A 15,649-nucleotide genomic window follows, 5' to 3' on the forward strand; every position below is an offset into this window, starting at 1 on the left:
TTTCCGGGAGATGGTGAAATCGATTTGCTTCATTGTTTTTCGGGGCGACTGGTGATGCGCGCCTTGGTGGGAACCAGCAGGTCGATCAGCCCGATGACCAGCGCACCGAGGAGCGCGCCGAGAACGGTGACCCGCAGCCCCGGCACGAAGAATTGGGTGAGGTAAATGACTACGGCGCTGACGACGAATCCGACGATGCCGCGGCCGTATGGGGATATTTCCCTTCCCATGATCGATTCGATGATCCAGCCCAGGATGGCGATGACAACAGCCGCCAACAGGGCGCTCCAGAACCCGGAGATTTGAAACCCGGGAACGATGGCGCTGGTGATCATCAGGACGATGGCCGCCACCACAAAGCGGATAATATGTCGAAGAACGGTCATGTTCATCCCTCCTTTGGGTTTAGTGTGCCTGTTCCGAGGAGGGTTTATAACGGAGAAGCCGCATGGGATCGCAGGTAGGCGTTCAACCGAAAAATGACAAAAAAAGTCACGAGCGGACCGGCGAAAGGACACTTGCGGGAGAGGCGGTCCCGGGAAAGGAGCAGATCTTAGGGTTCACTTGCCAATCGCCGGAAGAGCCATTACACTAAAAGAGTCGCCGGATTGCGGGAATATTGCTCGCGGCTTTGTCGGGCGTTTACGGATACACTTTGAAAGTGCGGCTGGTGAAGGGGGGAGAGGAATAGGTGCCGAAAAAGGATGATCACCACTATTTTCGCATATTGGAATACGACGCGATAATCCGAACGGTGTCCGATCATGCCGCTTCCACGCCCGGAAAAGAGAGGATTGCTTCTCTTCGCCCCAGTTATGACCTGGAAGAGGTGCGGCGCCGGTTGGCCGCCACCCTGGAAGGGTTGGAACTGTTGCGGTGGAAGGGGAGCGTCTCACTTTCGGGGGTTCGCGACATCCGTCCTTCCCTGCGCCGTGCCCGCATCGGAGGCATCCTGGAGGGAGGGGAACTGATCGAAATTGCGGATACCCTTGCCGCCGGGAGAAAGATTTGCGGCCAGATCGCGGATATCGACGCGGATAAGGCTCCCCTGCCCCACCTGCGCTCCCTCGCGGCCCGGTTTGAGGGACTGAAGTCCCTCGAAGAAGAGATTCGGAAATGCGTGGACGACCAAGGTGTGGTGAAGGATCGGGCAAGTTCCGCCCTCGCCCGCGTCCGCCGGACGATCGAACGGGTTCAGGAGCAGGTGCGCAATGTTTCGGAGCAGATCCTCCGAAATCCCCATTATCAAAAGATGATCCAGGAGCCGATCATCACGGTGCGAAATGATCGGTATGTGATTCCGGTGAAGCAGGAATACCGTGGCGCCTTCGGCGGGATCATCCACGATCAATCGGCATCGGGGGCCACCTTGTTCATCGAACCGGAGGCGGTGGTTCAACTGAACAACCGGCTCCGGGAACTTCAGTTGGAAGAGGAGCGGGAAGTGGAGAGAATACTCAAGGAACTTTCCGCCCAGGTGGGAGCCGTCGTCGACGCCCTTGCCGCCAACGTCGAAGTGCTGGCCGAGATGGATCTGATCTTGGCCAAGGCCCGATTCGGCCGGTCGATCCGCGGAGCGGTGCCCACCATCGACCGGGATGTTCCCATCCGTCTGAAAAAGGCGCGCCACCCGCTGATTTCCTCGGACGAGGTGGTGCCGATCGACGTGGAGCTGGGAGAGCCGCATCGGGTGATGGTGATCACCGGTCCCAACACCGGGGGGAAAACGGTCTCCCTGAAGACCGTCGGCCTTCTGGCCTTGATGGCCCATGCCGGGTTGCCGATCCCTGCGGAGGAAGGGAGCGGATTCCCCCTTTTGAGCGGGGTGTTCGCCGACATCGGCGACGAGCAGAGCATTGAGCAGAGCTTGAGCACCTTTTCCAGCCATTTGAACCACATTATTCAGATCCTGGGGAAGGTGGACGGAAGGAGTTTGGTTTTGCTGGACGAGTTGGGAGCGGGAACGGATCCCGCTGAAGGGGCTGCCCTGGCCGTCGGCATTTTGGACCATCTCCTGGAACGCGGATGTCTGGTGGTTGCCACTACCCATTACAGCGAATTGAAGGTGTTTGCCCACGCCCGCCCCGGGGTGATCAATGCCAGCGTGGAGTTTGACGTGGAAACCTTGCGACCCACCTATCGCCTGCTGATCGGGATCCCCGGAAAGAGCAACGCTTTCGCTATCGCAGACCGGCTGGGATTGCCCCGGGAGATCATCGACCGGGCAAAGGCGCAACTCTCCTCCGAAGAAAACCGTCTGGAGGAGATGATCGCCGCCCTGAGCGCCGACCGGAGGGCGGCGGAGGAGGAGAGAAGGCAGGCGGAGCGGCTGAGGAGAGAAGCCGATTCCCTCCACGCGGAGCTGAAGAAAAAGATGGGGGCCTGGGAAGAGACCAAGGGGCGCCTTCTTGAGTCGGCCCGCCGCGAAGCGCGGTCGGTGGTTGCACGGGCCGAGCGGGAAGCGGAAGAAATCCTTCGGCAACTGCGCGAGTGGGCGCGCAGGCGCCCGGATCAGCTGAAGGAACACCAGTTGATCGAAGCGAAAAAGCGGTTGGAGGATGCGGTTCCCGAGATGAAACTGCCCGCCCGGCCATCGGAGGACACCGGCGATCCGAACCGGCCGCTGAAACCCGGGGACCATGTGCTGGTCCGGACGCTGAATCAGAAGGGGGAAATTCTGGAGGATCTCGGAGGGGAAGAATTCCAGGTGCAGGTCGGCAGCCTGAAAATGAAGGTTCTCCGGAAAGATTTGGCGTGGATCGGGTCCGGAAAACCGGTACAGGGCGATTCCCGAAAAAAAACCACCTCCGTTCGGCGCACTTCGGAAGCGGTCCGGCCGGAACTGGATCTGCGGGGAAAAATGGTGGAGGAAGCCGTTTTCGCGATCGACCGGTATCTGGATCAGGCGATTTTGGCCGGATACCGGGAAGTGTATCTGATCCACGGCAAAGGGACCGGTGCCCTCCGGTCGGGGGTTCAGCAGTTTTTGCGGAACCATCCGAACGTCAAGAATTACCGGCTGGGCGGCCACGGGGAAGGCGGTTCCGGTGTCACCGTGGTCGAGCTTCGGTAAACTGCAGTGCCTCGAGGTGGACTGGAAATGAATCATTTGCCCAAGATTCTCGGATCGATTGCCCTGATGTTTTTTCTGATCGGCCTCGTCTGGTTTTTCCTGAATGCGATGTAAGGCGTGTCGAAAAAAACGTTCGGGCGGAGCTGTTTTTTCCGTGAAGTTTTTGTCCTGGGGACGAAACGGGATAAACGGCTCCGTTTTATTTTTTTCACCGCTATTTTTGGAATAGACAAACTTAATACAATAATAAAATAATTATATGTATACTTGCAACCGTGAGGTAATACCTCTTACCCTGCGCATCCGTATGTATCTTTCATGAGAGAAGGGATGTAACGTGCGCGGAATCCATCGGACATGGATCGGGATTCTCACGGCCGGATTATTGGCGTTGACCGCCTGCGCTTCTCCGTTAGCGGGAGGAGGGGAAAGTTATCCCAACCGGTCCATCACTTACATGATTCCCTTCGACCCCGGTGGGCAATCGGACATTGAGGCCCGGAGGCAGCAGCCGATTTTGGAAAAAGAGTTGGGGCAAAAAATCGTTGTCACCTACAAACCGGGAGCCGGCGGAGCGGTCGGATGGGCGGAGCTGGTCCGCCAAAAACCGGACGGTTACTACATCGCAGGAATCAATATTCCTCACATCATTCTCCAGCCACTCGCCAACAAGGATACGGGGTATCGAACGGAGCAGATCGAGCCGATCATGATCTTCCAGTCCACCCCGATCGGTCTGGCGGTCCGAAAAGAGAGTGGAATCCATTCCTTAGAGGACTTTATTGAGAAGGCGAAAAAGAATCCAGGAAAAATCACCGTTGCCGGATCGGGTTCCTTTTCGGGACATCATCTCGCTTTTGAACAACTGCAGAAACTCGCCGGGATCCAAATGAAATACGTTCCCTTCACCGGCGGGGCTTCTCAGATGCAGGGATTTCTCGGGGGAAATACCGAAGCCATTCTGGCCAACTCCAATGATCTGGTCGGTTACAAGGATCAAATCCAAATCCTGGCCATCGGTTCGAAACAGCGCTTCGAAGCTCTGCCCGATGTTCCCACCTTCAAGGAGTTGGGATACGACATGACTGCCAGCATCGATCGCGGTGTGGCCGTTCCGCCGGGTACTCCCCAAGCGGTCAAGGAGAAGTTGGAAAAAGCCTTCAAGATAATCGTCGACGACCCGAAAATAAGGAAACAGATGATCAAGGAAGGTTTTGAGCCGAAAGCGATGGGAATCGAAGAGAGCCAAGCATATATCAAAAAGAAGAGCGACGAGTTAAAACCATTTATGGATTGATGAAATAAGAAAACGAGCGGCGCGGAAGGGATTCCGCCCCGATGGAAGGTGATGGATTTTGCTCGCTGAAATCGCATCTTCTCTGTTTGATCCGGTTAATCTGTTGTTCATGGTTCTCGGGGTAGCGGGCGGAATCATCGTTGGTGCCCTTCCGGGTTTGACGGCCACAATGGCTCTAGCCCTGATGCTTCCGTTCACCTTTTCCATGAATCCGGAAGCGGCGCTGATCATGCTCGGGGGCATCTATATCGGGGCTATTTACGGCGGGTCCATTTCCGCCATCCTGATCAACACACCAGGTACCCCTTCGTCGATCGCCACCACCTTTGACGGTTATCCCTTGACCTGCAAGGGAAAGGCCGAACACGCGCTGGTTACGGCGGCCTTCAGTTCGGGGGTGGGGGGCGTGTTAGGTGGATTCGCCTTGCTCTTTCTTTCGCCCCTCCTGGCGGATTTCGCGCTCAAATTTGGTCCGCCGGAGTATTTCTGGGTCGCCATTTTTGGACTCACGATCATCGCAACGCTTTCCACTGGTTCCATGTTGAAAGGATTTATCGGCGGGGCATTCGGACTGTTGCTCAGCACGATTGGGATCGCCCCGATAGGAGGGGAATCCCGGTTCACCTTCGGTTTTGCCCCTCTACAGGGGGGACTCGACTTGACCGTGGTCCTGATCGGATTGTTCTGCATTCCCGAAGTGATCGCGATGGTCGAAAAAAGCGGATCCGCCGGTCACAAGCCTTTCTATCGCAGGGTCAAGGGGGTTGCCCGCAGCGTGATCGCCCAGCTGGTCAAAAAACCGTTGCTGTACCTTCGCTCGTCGGTGATCGGAATCATCACGGGGATCATACCGGGTGCCGGCGGCAATGTCGCCAGTCTGCTCTCCTACGACATGACGGTTCGATTTTCTAAAGAGAAGCGCTCCTTTGGCAAAGGAAACCTGGAAGGCGTCGCCGCCTCGGAATCGGGCAATAATGCGGAGGTCGGCGGTTCTTTGGTGCCCCTCCTTTCCTTAGGGATTCCCGGAGCGCCTCCCGCGGCTGTTCTCCTGGGTGCACTGATGATCCAGGGAATCACGCCGGGGCCCGATCTATACACCAATTACCCGGAATTGGTTTACACCTTTATCTGGGCGTTCATCTTGGCCAATGTGCTGATGTTTGTGTTGGCCTTTTTCGGCTCGCGGTACGTGGCCCACATCATCAATTTGCCTTCTTACTATCTGGCGCCCCTCATCGTTTTTCTCGCGGTGGTCGGCTCGTACGCCATTCGCAACAGCCTGCTTGACGTATTCATGATGGTCGGATTTGGGATCCTCGGGTATCTGGCCAAACGGGTGGGATTTGATCCGGGACCCATCGTGCTGGGACTGATTCTGGGACCGATCGCCGAAACCGGGCTATCCCAAACGATGTTGATGGGCCAAGCCCAGGGGAACATTTGGAGCCTGTTTTTCACCCGGCCGATCTCCCTCGTGTTGATTCTGCTGTGTGCTGCATCCCTCTTGTGGCCGATTGTCAGCCGGTTCGCAGGATTTACGAAAAAAGAAGGGAGTGGCAGTGACGTTGTTAAGGGTCGGTAAGGAACCGTTCCTTGCCCTTCTCGTGTTGGCGCTGGGCTTGTTGGCCTTGTGGGAGACGAGGGAGTTGAACGAAATGAGCGCCGTGTTTCCGCAAACCGTGGGAGGGATTCTCACCGGGCTGGGCCTCTTCTATCTGCTGTACAGTTTGTTTCGCCCCGTTTCAAGAAAGGGAGGGACGGCTGTCGACCGAAGACGCGTCCTTCTCATGACTACGGCGATGGTGGGTTATGTGTTGCTCATCGGGGTGATCGGTTTTCTGCCTGCTACGTTGGTTTTTACCGGATTTTCTGCATGGGTTTTGCAAGGGCGGGAGAGCGCATCGCTCAGCCGGGCCATGCTGTTTGCGGTCGTGGTCAGCGTCGGATTCTTTCTCCTCTTCCGCTATGTCTTTTTGGTCCCGTTTCCTACGGGGATCTTTGGGAATTGATTGGGGTTTTTCCGAATAATTGTTTATTGTGGTAATACCACATACCTATCTAAAGATCCAATGGGGGGATAGAGATGCCGGGAGACCGGAGCAGCGGGTTGACGGAATTGAAACCGGAGCGGCGTTCCTCTGCTACACACAAGTTTCTGATTCACAAACGGGGAGACCACGTCGGCGTGGCTACGTCGGATATCGAAGCGGGTGAAGAGGTGATAGGCGTTTACATGGATGACGACACCACCATCCTTGTGAAGGCCCGCGATTTCATTCCCCTTGGGCATAAAATCGCCATCGTGGCCCGCGATCCCGGCGATCCGGTGTTGGAATACGGTATTCGCATCGGTATTGCGTCCGAAGGATGGAAGGTCGGCGATTATGTGCACACCCACAATTTGAAGAGTGCGAGGTGGTAAGGGTGGAAAACTGTTTGACGGGGTACCGGCGGGAGGACGGTCGGGCCGGGATTCGCAATCATGTGGTGATCCTTCCGGTGGACGACATTTCCAATGCCGCCTGTGAAGCGGTGGCCAGGCAAGTGGTCGGAACCCTGGCTTTGCCCCACGCATACGGGCGCCTGCAGTACGGGGAGGATCTGGATCTCCACTTCCGGACGATTATCGGAACGGGGAGGAATCCCAACGTGGCCGCCGCGGTGGTGATCGGGATCGAAGAAAATTGGACACGAAAGGTGGCCGAAGGAATCGCGGAAACCGGTAAACCGGTCGCGTCCTTCTCCATCGAGGGTTATGGGGATCTGGAGACGATCCGCCGGGCTTCCTGGAAGGCCAAGGAATTCATGCAATGGGCTTCCGAGCTGAAACGAGAACCGGTGGAATGGAGAGACTTGACGGTGTCAATCAAGTGCGGGGAGTCAGACACCACCACCGGGTTGGCTTCCTGTCCCACGGTGGGGCGGGTGGTTGATTTTTTGGTAGATCAGGGGGCGACCGTATTTTTCGGCGAAACATCGGAGCTGACGGGCGGGGAGCATCTGATCGCCGACCGGATGGCGACGCCGGAACTGCGGGAACGGTTTTTGCAGGTTTATCACAAATATGTCTCCTTCATCGAATCCCAGGGTGTCGACTTGTTGGGCTCGCAACCGACCCAGGGAAATATTGCCGGTGGTCTGTCCACCATTGAGGAAAAAGCGTTGGGCAACATTGAAAAGACCGGAACCAAGCCGGTGATCGGCGTGTTGAAACCGGCCGAGGAGCCGACGAACGGCCCGGGTCTTTACTTCATGGATACCTCTTCCGCGGCGGCGGAATGTATTACGCTGATGGCGGCCGGAGGAGCGGTTCTCCATTTGTTCCCCACCGGTCAGGGTAACATTGTGGGACACCCGGTCGAGCCGGTGATCAAAATTTCCGCCAATCCCAAAACGGTGAGGTCGATGCGGGAGCATATCGATTTGGATGTGAGCGGATTGCTTTCGCGGGAAATCACCCTTCAGGAAGCGGGGGATCGCCTGTTGGACTTGATGGTCCGGACGTGTAACGGAAGGATGACGGCTGCTGAGGTGTTGGGCCATCGCGAATTTGTCATGACCCGGCTTTATCCCAGCGCATAAGTTTTCGCAAACACTTGGTTGGGTGTCTCAGGATCCAACCTTCTTTTTTTGAGGAGGACGGAAAATGTTCCAGCCGATTTCGGATAATAAAGCGTTAAGTGAAAAGATCATCTCGCAGATCACAGATGCGGTTGCCCGGGGAGACCTGAAGCCTGGCGACCGTTTGCCGACGGAGCGGGACTTGGCCTCCCAATTTCATGTGAGTCGTACGGTGATCCGCGATGCGGTAAAAACCTTGTCGGGAAGGGGGATCTTGAATGTTAGACACGGGGTGGGCATTTTTGTCGCCCACCCGAGTGAATCAGAACTGGATGTGGCCAGTCGGATCCTTCAGCAGGCCGCGCTGCAGGATTTGTTCGACATCCGGAAGCTGCTGGAATCCGAGGGGGCGGCGTGGGCGGCTCAAAGGAGACAACCGCACCATTTGGAACGGCTGCAAAGTATCGTGGCAGATGCCCGACGGCACACCGATCGACCGGAGGCGCTCAGCCAACGGGACGCCCAGTTTCACATGGCGATTGCCGAGGCTTCCCGAAACCTGGTATTGGTGAAGGTAATGATTGCCCTCTTGGACCTGTTGGAAAAAAGCCGGCGGGACAGCCTCCGGATTCCCGGTCGGGCGGTCGCTTCCCTGGACCAACACGAGGAAATCGCAGACGCCATCGAAAAACAGGATCCCGAACGGGCTAAACGGGCGATGTTGGAACATTTGGATGCCGTCGAACAGTCGATTCGCCGTCTCTACCAAAAGCCTTAGAAAGGGGGTGGGGAATTTGCAAATCATTGTTTCGGAAGTGATCTGGCCGGAGGGGCTGAAGCGGCTGAGGGAATACGCCGATGTGTTTTACGATCCCCATTTGTGGCGGCGAAAAAAGGAGTTGGCTGAACGTCTCCAGCGTGCAGATGCCCTGGTTGTGCGCAACCAGACCCGGGTGGACGTGGCGTTATTGGATGAGGCAAAACACCTTAAGGTCATCGGTCGCCTGGGTGTGGGAGTTGATAACATCGATCTCCGGGCCGCCCGCAGCCGGGGGATTGCCGTCGTTTACGGAAGAAACGCCAATGCCACATCGGTGGCAGAGTACGTAATGGCGGCCATTCTCCACTGTTCGCGCCGACTGTTTGCAGCGGACCGGGATGTCCGGGCGGGCGGCTGGGATCGGAGCCGGTTCGGCGGAAACGAAATCTTCGGCAAGGTGTTGGGGCTGGTCGGACTGGGCGAGATAGCCCATCGGGTGGCCAAACGGGCGATGGCCTTCGGCATGCGTGTCATCGGCTACGACCCCTACGTTACCCCCTTTGACTTTCCGGTTGCGGAAACGGGGGTGAAGCGGGTCGACTTTTCCGAGCTGTTGCAATCCGCTGATTTCGTCAGTCTACACGTTCCTCTAAACGATGAAACCCGCCATCTCTTTTCTTGGTCCGAATTTCGGCAGATGAAGCCCACCGCCTGGATCATCAACTCTTCCCGGGGTGGGGTGATCCATGAGGGTGATTTGGCTGCTGCCCTGGAACATGGAATGATTGGAGGAGCGGTGTTGGACGTATTGGAAAAAGAACCTGTCTCCCCTGAACATCCGCTCCTCGGTCACGATCGCGTGGTGTTTACTCCGCACATCGCAGGATTGACGCAAGAGGCACAAGTCCGCACGTCCCATCTGGTGGCGGAAGAAGTGATTCGGGTTCTTTCCGGTCAACCTTCCCTTTATTCCATTTGACCTCAAAATCTATTAAAAGGTTCAGAGGAGTGTCCGCATGCGTGAAAACCGATACCGGTCCGAGGATTTGGAACGTTTTGCGAGGGCGGTGTTGGTCTCCTTGAGAGTGCCCGAACGGGATGCGGAGCTGGTGAGCGATTCCCTGATCCGGTCCAATCTGGCGGGCATCGACAGCCACGGGATCAGCAGGCTGACGATTTACGCGAAGCGCGTCCGCGAGGGGCGGATTGCCGCCAAACCGGAAATCCGCATCACGCGGTCGGGGGCTGTTCTCCGGGTGGACGGGGGCAACGGCCTGGGGCAGGTGGTGGCCATGAGGGCGCTGGAGGCGGCGATTCCCGTGGCAGAGCAGTCGGGGCTTGCCGGGATCGCGATCCGCAGAAGCAATCATTATGGTGCCGCTTCCTATTTTTGTGAATGGGCCTGTCGAAAAAACCGGGCGTTGATGGCACTGACCAATTCGCCGCCGGGCATTCCCCCGCACGGAGGCAAAAAGGCGTTTTTGGGAACCAATCCCATCGCCTTCGGGTTTCCTACGCGGCAGGGTCCTCCCCTGATCGTCGATATGTCCTCCAGCGTCGTCGCCCGGGGCAAAATCATCCTTGCCGCCCGTGAGGGGAAGGCGATCCCGCCCGGATGGGCCATCGACCGGGAGGGACGGGAAACCACCGATCCGGTGGAGGCGCTTCAGGGTGCGGTGCTTCCCTTCGGAGGGGTGAAAGGGTACGCCCTCGCCGCGGCGGTGGAGGTGCTTTCCGGGGTGTTGAGCGGCGCCGCCTTCGGGCCCCATGTGCGAAACCTTTACGAGGAGGGGCATGCAGCCGCCGATGTGGGACACTTTTTTATCCTGATGGATCTTTCCCGGTGGATGCCCATCGATGTGTACTTTCGACGGATCGAGCAATTTTTGCGGGAGCTGAAGTCGGTTCCCCGGGCCGAAGGGGCGGAGGAGATCCTGTATCCCGGTGAGGGACGGGAGCGAAGAATCCGCAGGAGGTTAAAGGAAGGGATTCCCCTTTCAAGGGAAGTGGTGTCGGATTTGGAAGAGCTGGGCCGAAGCTGCGACGTCTCCTTTCCCGCCCCGATCGGCGGGGAGGCGGAAGGGAATCAAGGATGAGGCAGGGACGGGAATGGCAGCCTTCCATGCCGGAAAATCGGGTCGGTTTTTTCGAAGGGCATCTTGAGTTCTGCGATTCCCCTTTTTCTGATAATCTGGTAACATAGGGCCATGAAGCCGATGAAAATGTAATGACATTTCCCCTTTTGCGGGAAGGAGGATTCCATTTGGACGTACAGAGCTTTCTGCGGGAGGAGAACGAGGCGATCGCCCGTTTGTCCGAACGGGTGGCCCACGCCGTGTGGATGGTGAACACCACCGGGGAGAAGAAGTGGCAGGAGGCGGAAGTGGAGGCGGAGAGGGAGTACCGGCGGCACTTTGCCGACCGGAAGCGGTTTGAGCGGATTGCCGAGCTGAGGGAGAAAGTCCCGGAGGGCTCCCTGGAGCGGCGGCAACTGGATCGCCTGTATCAGGAAGCGCTGGAAAACCAGGTTCCCGAGGAATTGCTGGATGAAATGGTCCGCCTTTCATCGGAGCTGAGCAATATCTTCAACACCTTTCGCGGAACCGTCGACGGGCGGAAGGTGACGGAAAACGAGGTGCGAAACGTCTTGGCGACGAGCACCGATTCCGAAGAGCGGGAAAAGGTGTGGCGGGCGAGCAAGCAGATCGGGCGGGAATTGGAGAAGGGATTGATCCGGCTGGTCAAACTCCGAAACGAGGCGGCGCGCCGCTTGGGGTTTGAGGATCACCATCAAATGATGTTCCAGCTCAGCGAGTTGGATCGGGACGAAGTGTTCTCCCTGTTTGGACGACTTAAAACATTGACCGACGAGCCCTTCCGCCGGATCAAGGGGGAAATCGATGCGGAGCTGGGGGAAAAATTCGGGTTGGAGCCTCAAGAGCTGAGGCCGTGGCATTATTCGGATCCCTTTTTTCAGGAAGCCCCGCCGGTACCCGGCCTGGATATGGACGTTCATTACCGGGGGAAAAACATCGAGAAACTGACCGCCGACACCTATTCCGCCCTCGGGCTGGAGATCCGGGACATGCTCGCCAAAAGCGACCTGTACGAGCGGGAAGGGAAAAACCAGCACGCCTTCTGTCTGGATATGAATCGCCGGGGAGATGTCCGGGTTCTGTGCAACATCCGGGACAATGAATACTGGATGTCCACCATGCTGCACGAGTTCGGTCACGCCGTATACGATAAGTACGCGGATCGGAATCTGCCCTTCATCCTGCGCACTCCCGCTCATATCTTCACGACCGAGGCCGTCGCGATGTTTTTCGGTCGCCTGACGCGGAACCGGGAGTGGTTGGAGCGCTTTCCCCGGGTGGACCGAGCGGAGCTCTCCCGGATCATGCCCCAGGTGGAGAAGATGCTCCAGCGGCAGATGCTGATCGTCGCCCGCTGGATCATCACCTTCGTCACCTTTGAGAGGGAGCTTTACCGCGATCCCGATCAGGACCTGAACCGCCTGTGGTGGAAGCTGGTCCGGGAGATTCAGTATGTGAATCCGCCGGAGGAAACGGATGAACCCCATTGGGCCTCCAAGATCCACTTCACCATCGCACCGGTGTATTACCAAAATTACCTGCTGGGGGAACTGACGGCCTCCCAGTTTGACGCCGCCCTTCGCCGAAACGGGGCGACCTCGCTTTTCACCGAGGAGACCGGCCGCTTTTTCCTGGAAAAGGTGTTTCAGCCCGGAGACCGGAGCGGCTGGAGAGTCCTGATCGAGGAGGCGACGGGGGAAGGGCTCAACCCGGAACACTTCGTGAATCAGTTTGTCCGTTAACCGGTGAGAAGCCCGGACGAAAACCTGCACATCCGAAACGAAAAAGGCGACCGGTATCGGTTCGCCTTTTTCGCGGGACATCCTCCTCAGGGGGCCGCCGGATCCCGTCTGGCTCGGAAGTTGATCCGTATCTCTCTGTTTTCTTTCCCGGCGTCCCCCGGCGGAGGATGTTCTTCTCCTTCTTCCGGCTCTTCCAAGAAGTAATGGTACATATACAGCCATTCCGGTTGAATCAGTCCCAGGGTCAGAGGGCCGTAGGGCACAAGGCGAGTCCGTTCCCCGATCCTGCTCACCGCGCTCATCCCCCTGTCGCTCTGTTAATGTAAGTATATGGGCGCCGGCGGATGGTCATGCGGAGAACGGGAACCGGAAGCGCAGAAAGGGGTGGAGAGATGAGAGAGCGTTTGTGGACCAAGGATTTCATCCTGATTTGCGCGGTCAATTTTTTTATGTTTGCCGGTTTTTTCATGTTGCTGCCCACCCTTCCGATTTTCGTGGTGGATGAGCTGGGGGAATCGGAGAGTCAGGCGGGGCTGGTCGTCGGCGTGTTTACGGTGGCGGCGGTTCTGACCCGGCCCGCCTCCGGCATCTGGTTGGATCGGTGGGGAAGGCGGCACATCATGATCCTGTCGCTGGCCTTGTTCGCCGTGGCCTCGTCGTCTTACCTGGCGGCCTTCAGCATGGTTTTCCTCCTTCTTTTGCGGCTGTTTCACGGCGCCGTCTTCGGGATGTCCACCACTGCCGCGGCGACGGCGGCGGCGGATCAGGTTCCGTCATCCCGTCGGGGCGAAGGCCTGGGGATCTTCGGCATCTCCTCGATGTTGGCCATGATTCTCAGTCCGGCCCTCGGCATGGCGCTGTTGCAACACGGGTCTTATTCGCTGGTCTTTCTGGTCGGAGCGGGGCTGGCGACACTGGCTTTGCTGTTCGCTCTCCCGATCCGGCACCCCGAAGCCCAGGCGCGTTCCGGGGAGGAGGGGCGCGGCCTCAAGCGATGGATTGAGATGCGGGCGGTTCCGTATTCCGTTTCCCTGGTGGGGCCGGCGATCGTTTTCGGCGGTGTCGTCTCCTTCATCTCCCTTTACGCCATCGAGCTGGGGAATCCCGGGATGGCCGGAGGTTATTTTGTCGTTTACGCCCTGGCCCTGGTCCTGTCCCGGATGGTGTCGGGAAAAATCTATGACCGCAAGGGACCCGATAGCGCGGTCATTCCCGGCTTTCTGCTTTATTTGGCGGGTATGGTCGCCCTCGGCCTCGCCGATGGGCCGGTGCTGTTTTATGCGGGGGCGGGATTGATCGGTTTCGGCTACGGTGCGATTCAGCCCTCCGTTCAGGCTTTGGTCATCGCGGGGGTGCCTGCGGAGCGACGGGGAGCGGCCACCGCCACCTATTTGACCGCCATGGACGCGGGAATCGGACTCGGCTCCTTCGTGCTGGGGCTGTTTGTCGGATGGTGGGGCTACCGGAGCATGTTCCTGATCGGCGGCCTGTTCGTGTTGGCATCGATGTTTGTTTACCGGTGGGCAAGGACGCTCTCCCGGGAAAGGGAGGGGGAGAGGAAGACCGCGTAAAGGATCTTCTCTCCCGGGGGATCAATCCCACCGCAGCCACTTGGGAAAGTGATTTTTCAACATTCCTCCGGAGATTTTCCCCCAGCCGAGGGGAAAGCGGTCGACGGTCACAAGAACCCATCCCTTCTCCCCGGAATGGGGCAGCGTCTCCCCGCGGAGGTAGCGGTGGAGTTCGGGGCTGTCCTCGGCGAAGGAGACGGCACGCTTGACGCGGTCCGGCGTCAGGGTCATCGACCAGGAGTGGGAGGGGACAAACCGCCCCTTTTTCACCTGCCCCAGATAGCATCCCGGGCGTTCCACCTTGAGCCCCTTCAGAGTGGGGAGAGGACCCGGCAGAAGGTACAGGTGCTCTCCGTACAGGGTGAAGGGGCCGTCGGGGGGGCCTTCCGCCAGCGTTTCCCGGGCAAACTGCTTCAATTTGTTTTTGGCGTCGGCGGAGACGGGCGGAAAGGCGCCCGGACGCGGGGCCGTCCCTTCCGGACCGCCGGTCTTTTCCATGACGGCGACGAAATGTCCCTCGCCCCGGAGGTGATGGGGCCAAAGCCGGGCGGAACGGGCGAGCTGCGACGGACCGTCAACCCAGTCGGGACGCCCCTCCCGGTAATGTTCCGCCTGGGGGACGGGCTTCAGTTCGAATTCCGGATGTTGTTCCAAGAAGCGGAGGATCACTTCCTCGTTTTCCACCGGATTGAAGGTGCAGGTGGAATAGGTGAGCCGCCCGCCGGGGCGGAGCATTGCGGCGGCCGCTTCCAGAATCTCCAGCTGCACGTCGGCGCAGCGTCGAGTGGCCCGCGGACTCCACCGTCCGCACACGTCGGGATCCTTGCGGAACATGCCTTCGCCGGAGCAGGGGGCGTCCACCAGGATCCGGTCGAAGAAGCCGACAAAGCGTCGGCTCAGCCTCCGCGGCGACTCGGTCAGGACCACCGCGTGGCTCACGCCCAAGCGGTCCAGGTTTTCCACCAGCACCTTGACCCGCCGGGGATCGATCTCGTTGGCGACCAGAAGGCCCTGGCCCCTCATGCGGGCGGCGATTTGGGTTGTTTTCCCGCCGGGAGCGGCACAAAGGTCCAACACCCGTTCTCCCGGTCGGGGATCCAGGGCCACCACCGGGGCCATGGCGCTGGGTTCCTGGATGTAATACAGCCCGGCGGCATGGTAGACGTGTTTCCCCGGACGATCCTCTTCCGGCTCGAAATAAAAGCCTTCCCCGCACCAGGGGATCGGTTCCAAGCGGAAGGGAACCCGCTGAAGAAATTCCTCCACCCCGATTTTGAGGGTGTTCACCCGGAGGCCTTTGGATGGCGGTTCTTCATAGGTGGCGAGGAAGGCGGGATATTCTTCCTTCAGGAGTGCGTTCATTTGTTCCAGGTATTCGTTGGGGAGCTGTGCCACAGGTCATCCTCCCGTCTGGTGTCTGAGGTTGCACCTGTTATTGTAGCAAACGGGAGGAAGGAAAAAAATGATGGGGCCGATGATAAAGCCCGAAGCCGGGGGTGCGGCGATTGCTGTCGCCCTTTTCCGATGAAAGGGAGCCCCCGAGGACTGG

Annotated in this window: 14 protein-coding genes; 11 read left to right on the plus strand and 3 right to left on the minus strand. The window is 58.4% G+C overall.

Going from position 1 to position 15,649, the window contains the following annotated elements:
* Positions 1 to 29: 29 nt before the first annotated feature.
* A complete protein-coding gene (locus CLV97_RS01920; protein ID WP_106343838.1) occupies positions 30 to 386 on the minus strand; it encodes a phage holin family protein in 357 nt (118 codons plus the stop codon).
* A gap of 305 nt (positions 387 to 691) precedes the next feature.
* On the opposite strand from CLV97_RS01920, the gene CLV97_RS01925 reads away from it, so the two are divergent.
* From CLV97_RS01925 to CLV97_RS01970, 10 genes are all read left to right on the plus strand, one after another.
* Positions 692 to 3,073: an endonuclease MutS2 gene (locus CLV97_RS01925; protein WP_245891325.1), complete on the plus strand. Its 2,382-nt coding sequence runs from the start codon at positions 692 to 694 to the stop codon at positions 3,071 to 3,073.
* Positions 3,074 to 3,410: 337 nt separating this feature from the next.
* Positions 3,411 to 4,370 carry a Bug family tripartite tricarboxylate transporter substrate binding protein gene (locus CLV97_RS01930; protein ID WP_245891326.1) on the plus strand — a complete coding sequence of 320 codons (960 nt, stop codon included), beginning with the start codon at positions 3,411 to 3,413 and terminating at the stop codon, positions 4,368 to 4,370.
* Positions 4,371 to 4,428: 58 nt separating this feature from the next.
* A complete protein-coding gene (locus tag CLV97_RS01935) occupies positions 4,429 to 5,952 on the plus strand; it encodes a tripartite tricarboxylate transporter permease (RefSeq protein ID WP_245891327.1) in 1,524 nt (507 codons plus the stop codon).
* Positions 5,930 to 6,379: a tripartite tricarboxylate transporter TctB family protein gene (locus CLV97_RS01940; protein ID WP_170070332.1), complete on the plus strand. Its 450-nt coding sequence runs from the start codon at positions 5,930 to 5,932 to the stop codon at positions 6,377 to 6,379. Before CLV97_RS01935 ends, CLV97_RS01940 begins: the two co-directional genes overlap by 23 nt.
* Positions 6,380 to 6,453: 74 nt before the next feature.
* On the plus strand, positions 6,454 to 6,792 hold the full coding sequence (locus CLV97_RS01945) for a UxaA family hydrolase (RefSeq protein ID WP_106343840.1): 339 nt from the start codon (positions 6,454 to 6,456) through the stop codon (positions 6,790 to 6,792).
* A 2-nt stretch (positions 6,793 to 6,794) separates the two neighbouring features.
* On the plus strand, positions 6,795 to 7,952 hold the full coding sequence (locus CLV97_RS01950) for a UxaA family hydrolase (protein ID WP_106343841.1): 1,158 nt from the start codon (positions 6,795 to 6,797) through the stop codon (positions 7,950 to 7,952).
* Positions 7,953 to 8,016: 64 nt separating this feature from the next.
* Positions 8,017 to 8,709 carry a FadR/GntR family transcriptional regulator gene (locus tag CLV97_RS01955; RefSeq protein ID WP_106343842.1) on the plus strand — a complete coding sequence of 231 codons (693 nt, stop codon included), beginning with the start codon at positions 8,017 to 8,019 and terminating at the stop codon, positions 8,707 to 8,709.
* A gap of 7 nt (positions 8,710 to 8,716) precedes the next feature.
* Positions 8,717 to 9,670 (plus strand): hydroxyacid dehydrogenase, encoded by a 954-nt coding sequence (locus CLV97_RS01960; protein WP_342749760.1) that lies wholly within the window; start codon positions 8,717 to 8,719, stop codon positions 9,668 to 9,670.
* 37 nt (positions 9,671 to 9,707) lie between these two features.
* Complete coding sequence (locus CLV97_RS01965) at positions 9,708 to 10,787, plus strand: Ldh family oxidoreductase (protein WP_106343844.1); 1,080 nt, start codon at positions 9,708 to 9,710, stop codon at positions 10,785 to 10,787.
* Positions 10,788 to 10,954: 167 nt separating this feature from the next.
* A complete protein-coding gene (locus CLV97_RS01970) occupies positions 10,955 to 12,529 on the plus strand; it encodes a M2 family metallopeptidase (protein WP_106343845.1) in 1,575 nt (524 codons plus the stop codon).
* Between the two features lie 86 nt (positions 12,530 to 12,615).
* Here CLV97_RS01970 and CLV97_RS01975 read toward each other — a convergent pair whose 3' ends face one another.
* On the minus strand, positions 12,616 to 12,822 hold the full coding sequence (locus CLV97_RS01975; RefSeq protein ID WP_106343846.1) for a hypothetical protein: 207 nt from the start codon (positions 12,820 to 12,822) through the stop codon (positions 12,616 to 12,618).
* Positions 12,823 to 12,921: 99 nt separating this feature from the next.
* Between CLV97_RS01975 and CLV97_RS01980 the strand changes: the two genes are divergently transcribed.
* A complete protein-coding gene (locus CLV97_RS01980) occupies positions 12,922 to 14,100 on the plus strand; it encodes an MFS transporter (RefSeq protein ID WP_170070333.1) in 1,179 nt (392 codons plus the stop codon).
* A 21-nt stretch (positions 14,101 to 14,121) separates the two neighbouring features.
* Here CLV97_RS01980 and CLV97_RS01985 read toward each other — a convergent pair whose 3' ends face one another.
* A complete protein-coding gene (locus CLV97_RS01985; RefSeq protein WP_106343848.1) occupies positions 14,122 to 15,495 on the minus strand; it encodes an RsmB/NOP family class I SAM-dependent RNA methyltransferase in 1,374 nt (457 codons plus the stop codon).
* Between the last annotated feature and the right edge of the window lie 154 nt (positions 15,496 to 15,649).

This window comes from Planifilum fimeticola, from assembly GCF_003001905.1.
In the GTDB taxonomy this organism is placed as follows: Bacteria; Bacillota; Bacilli; order Thermoactinomycetales; family DSM-44946; genus Planifilum; species Planifilum fimeticola.

Excerpts from the sequence above, each read along its gene's own strand:
- CLV97_RS01920 (WP_106343838.1), bottom strand. The coding sequence starts at position 386 with ATGACCGTTCTTCGACATATTATCCGCTTTGTGGTGGCGGCCATCGTC.
- CLV97_RS01945 (WP_106343840.1), top strand. The coding sequence starts at position 6,454 with ATGCCGGGAGACCGGAGCAGCGGGTTGACGGAATTGAAACCGGAGCGG.
- CLV97_RS01955 (WP_106343842.1), top strand. The coding sequence starts at position 8,017 with ATGTTCCAGCCGATTTCGGATAATAAAGCGTTAAGTGAAAAGATCATC.
- CLV97_RS01965 (WP_106343844.1), top strand. The coding sequence starts at position 9,708 with ATGCGTGAAAACCGATACCGGTCCGAGGATTTGGAACGTTTTGCGAGG.
- CLV97_RS01980 (WP_170070333.1), top strand. The coding sequence starts at position 12,922 with ATGAGAGAGCGTTTGTGGACCAAGGATTTCATCCTGATTTGCGCGGTC.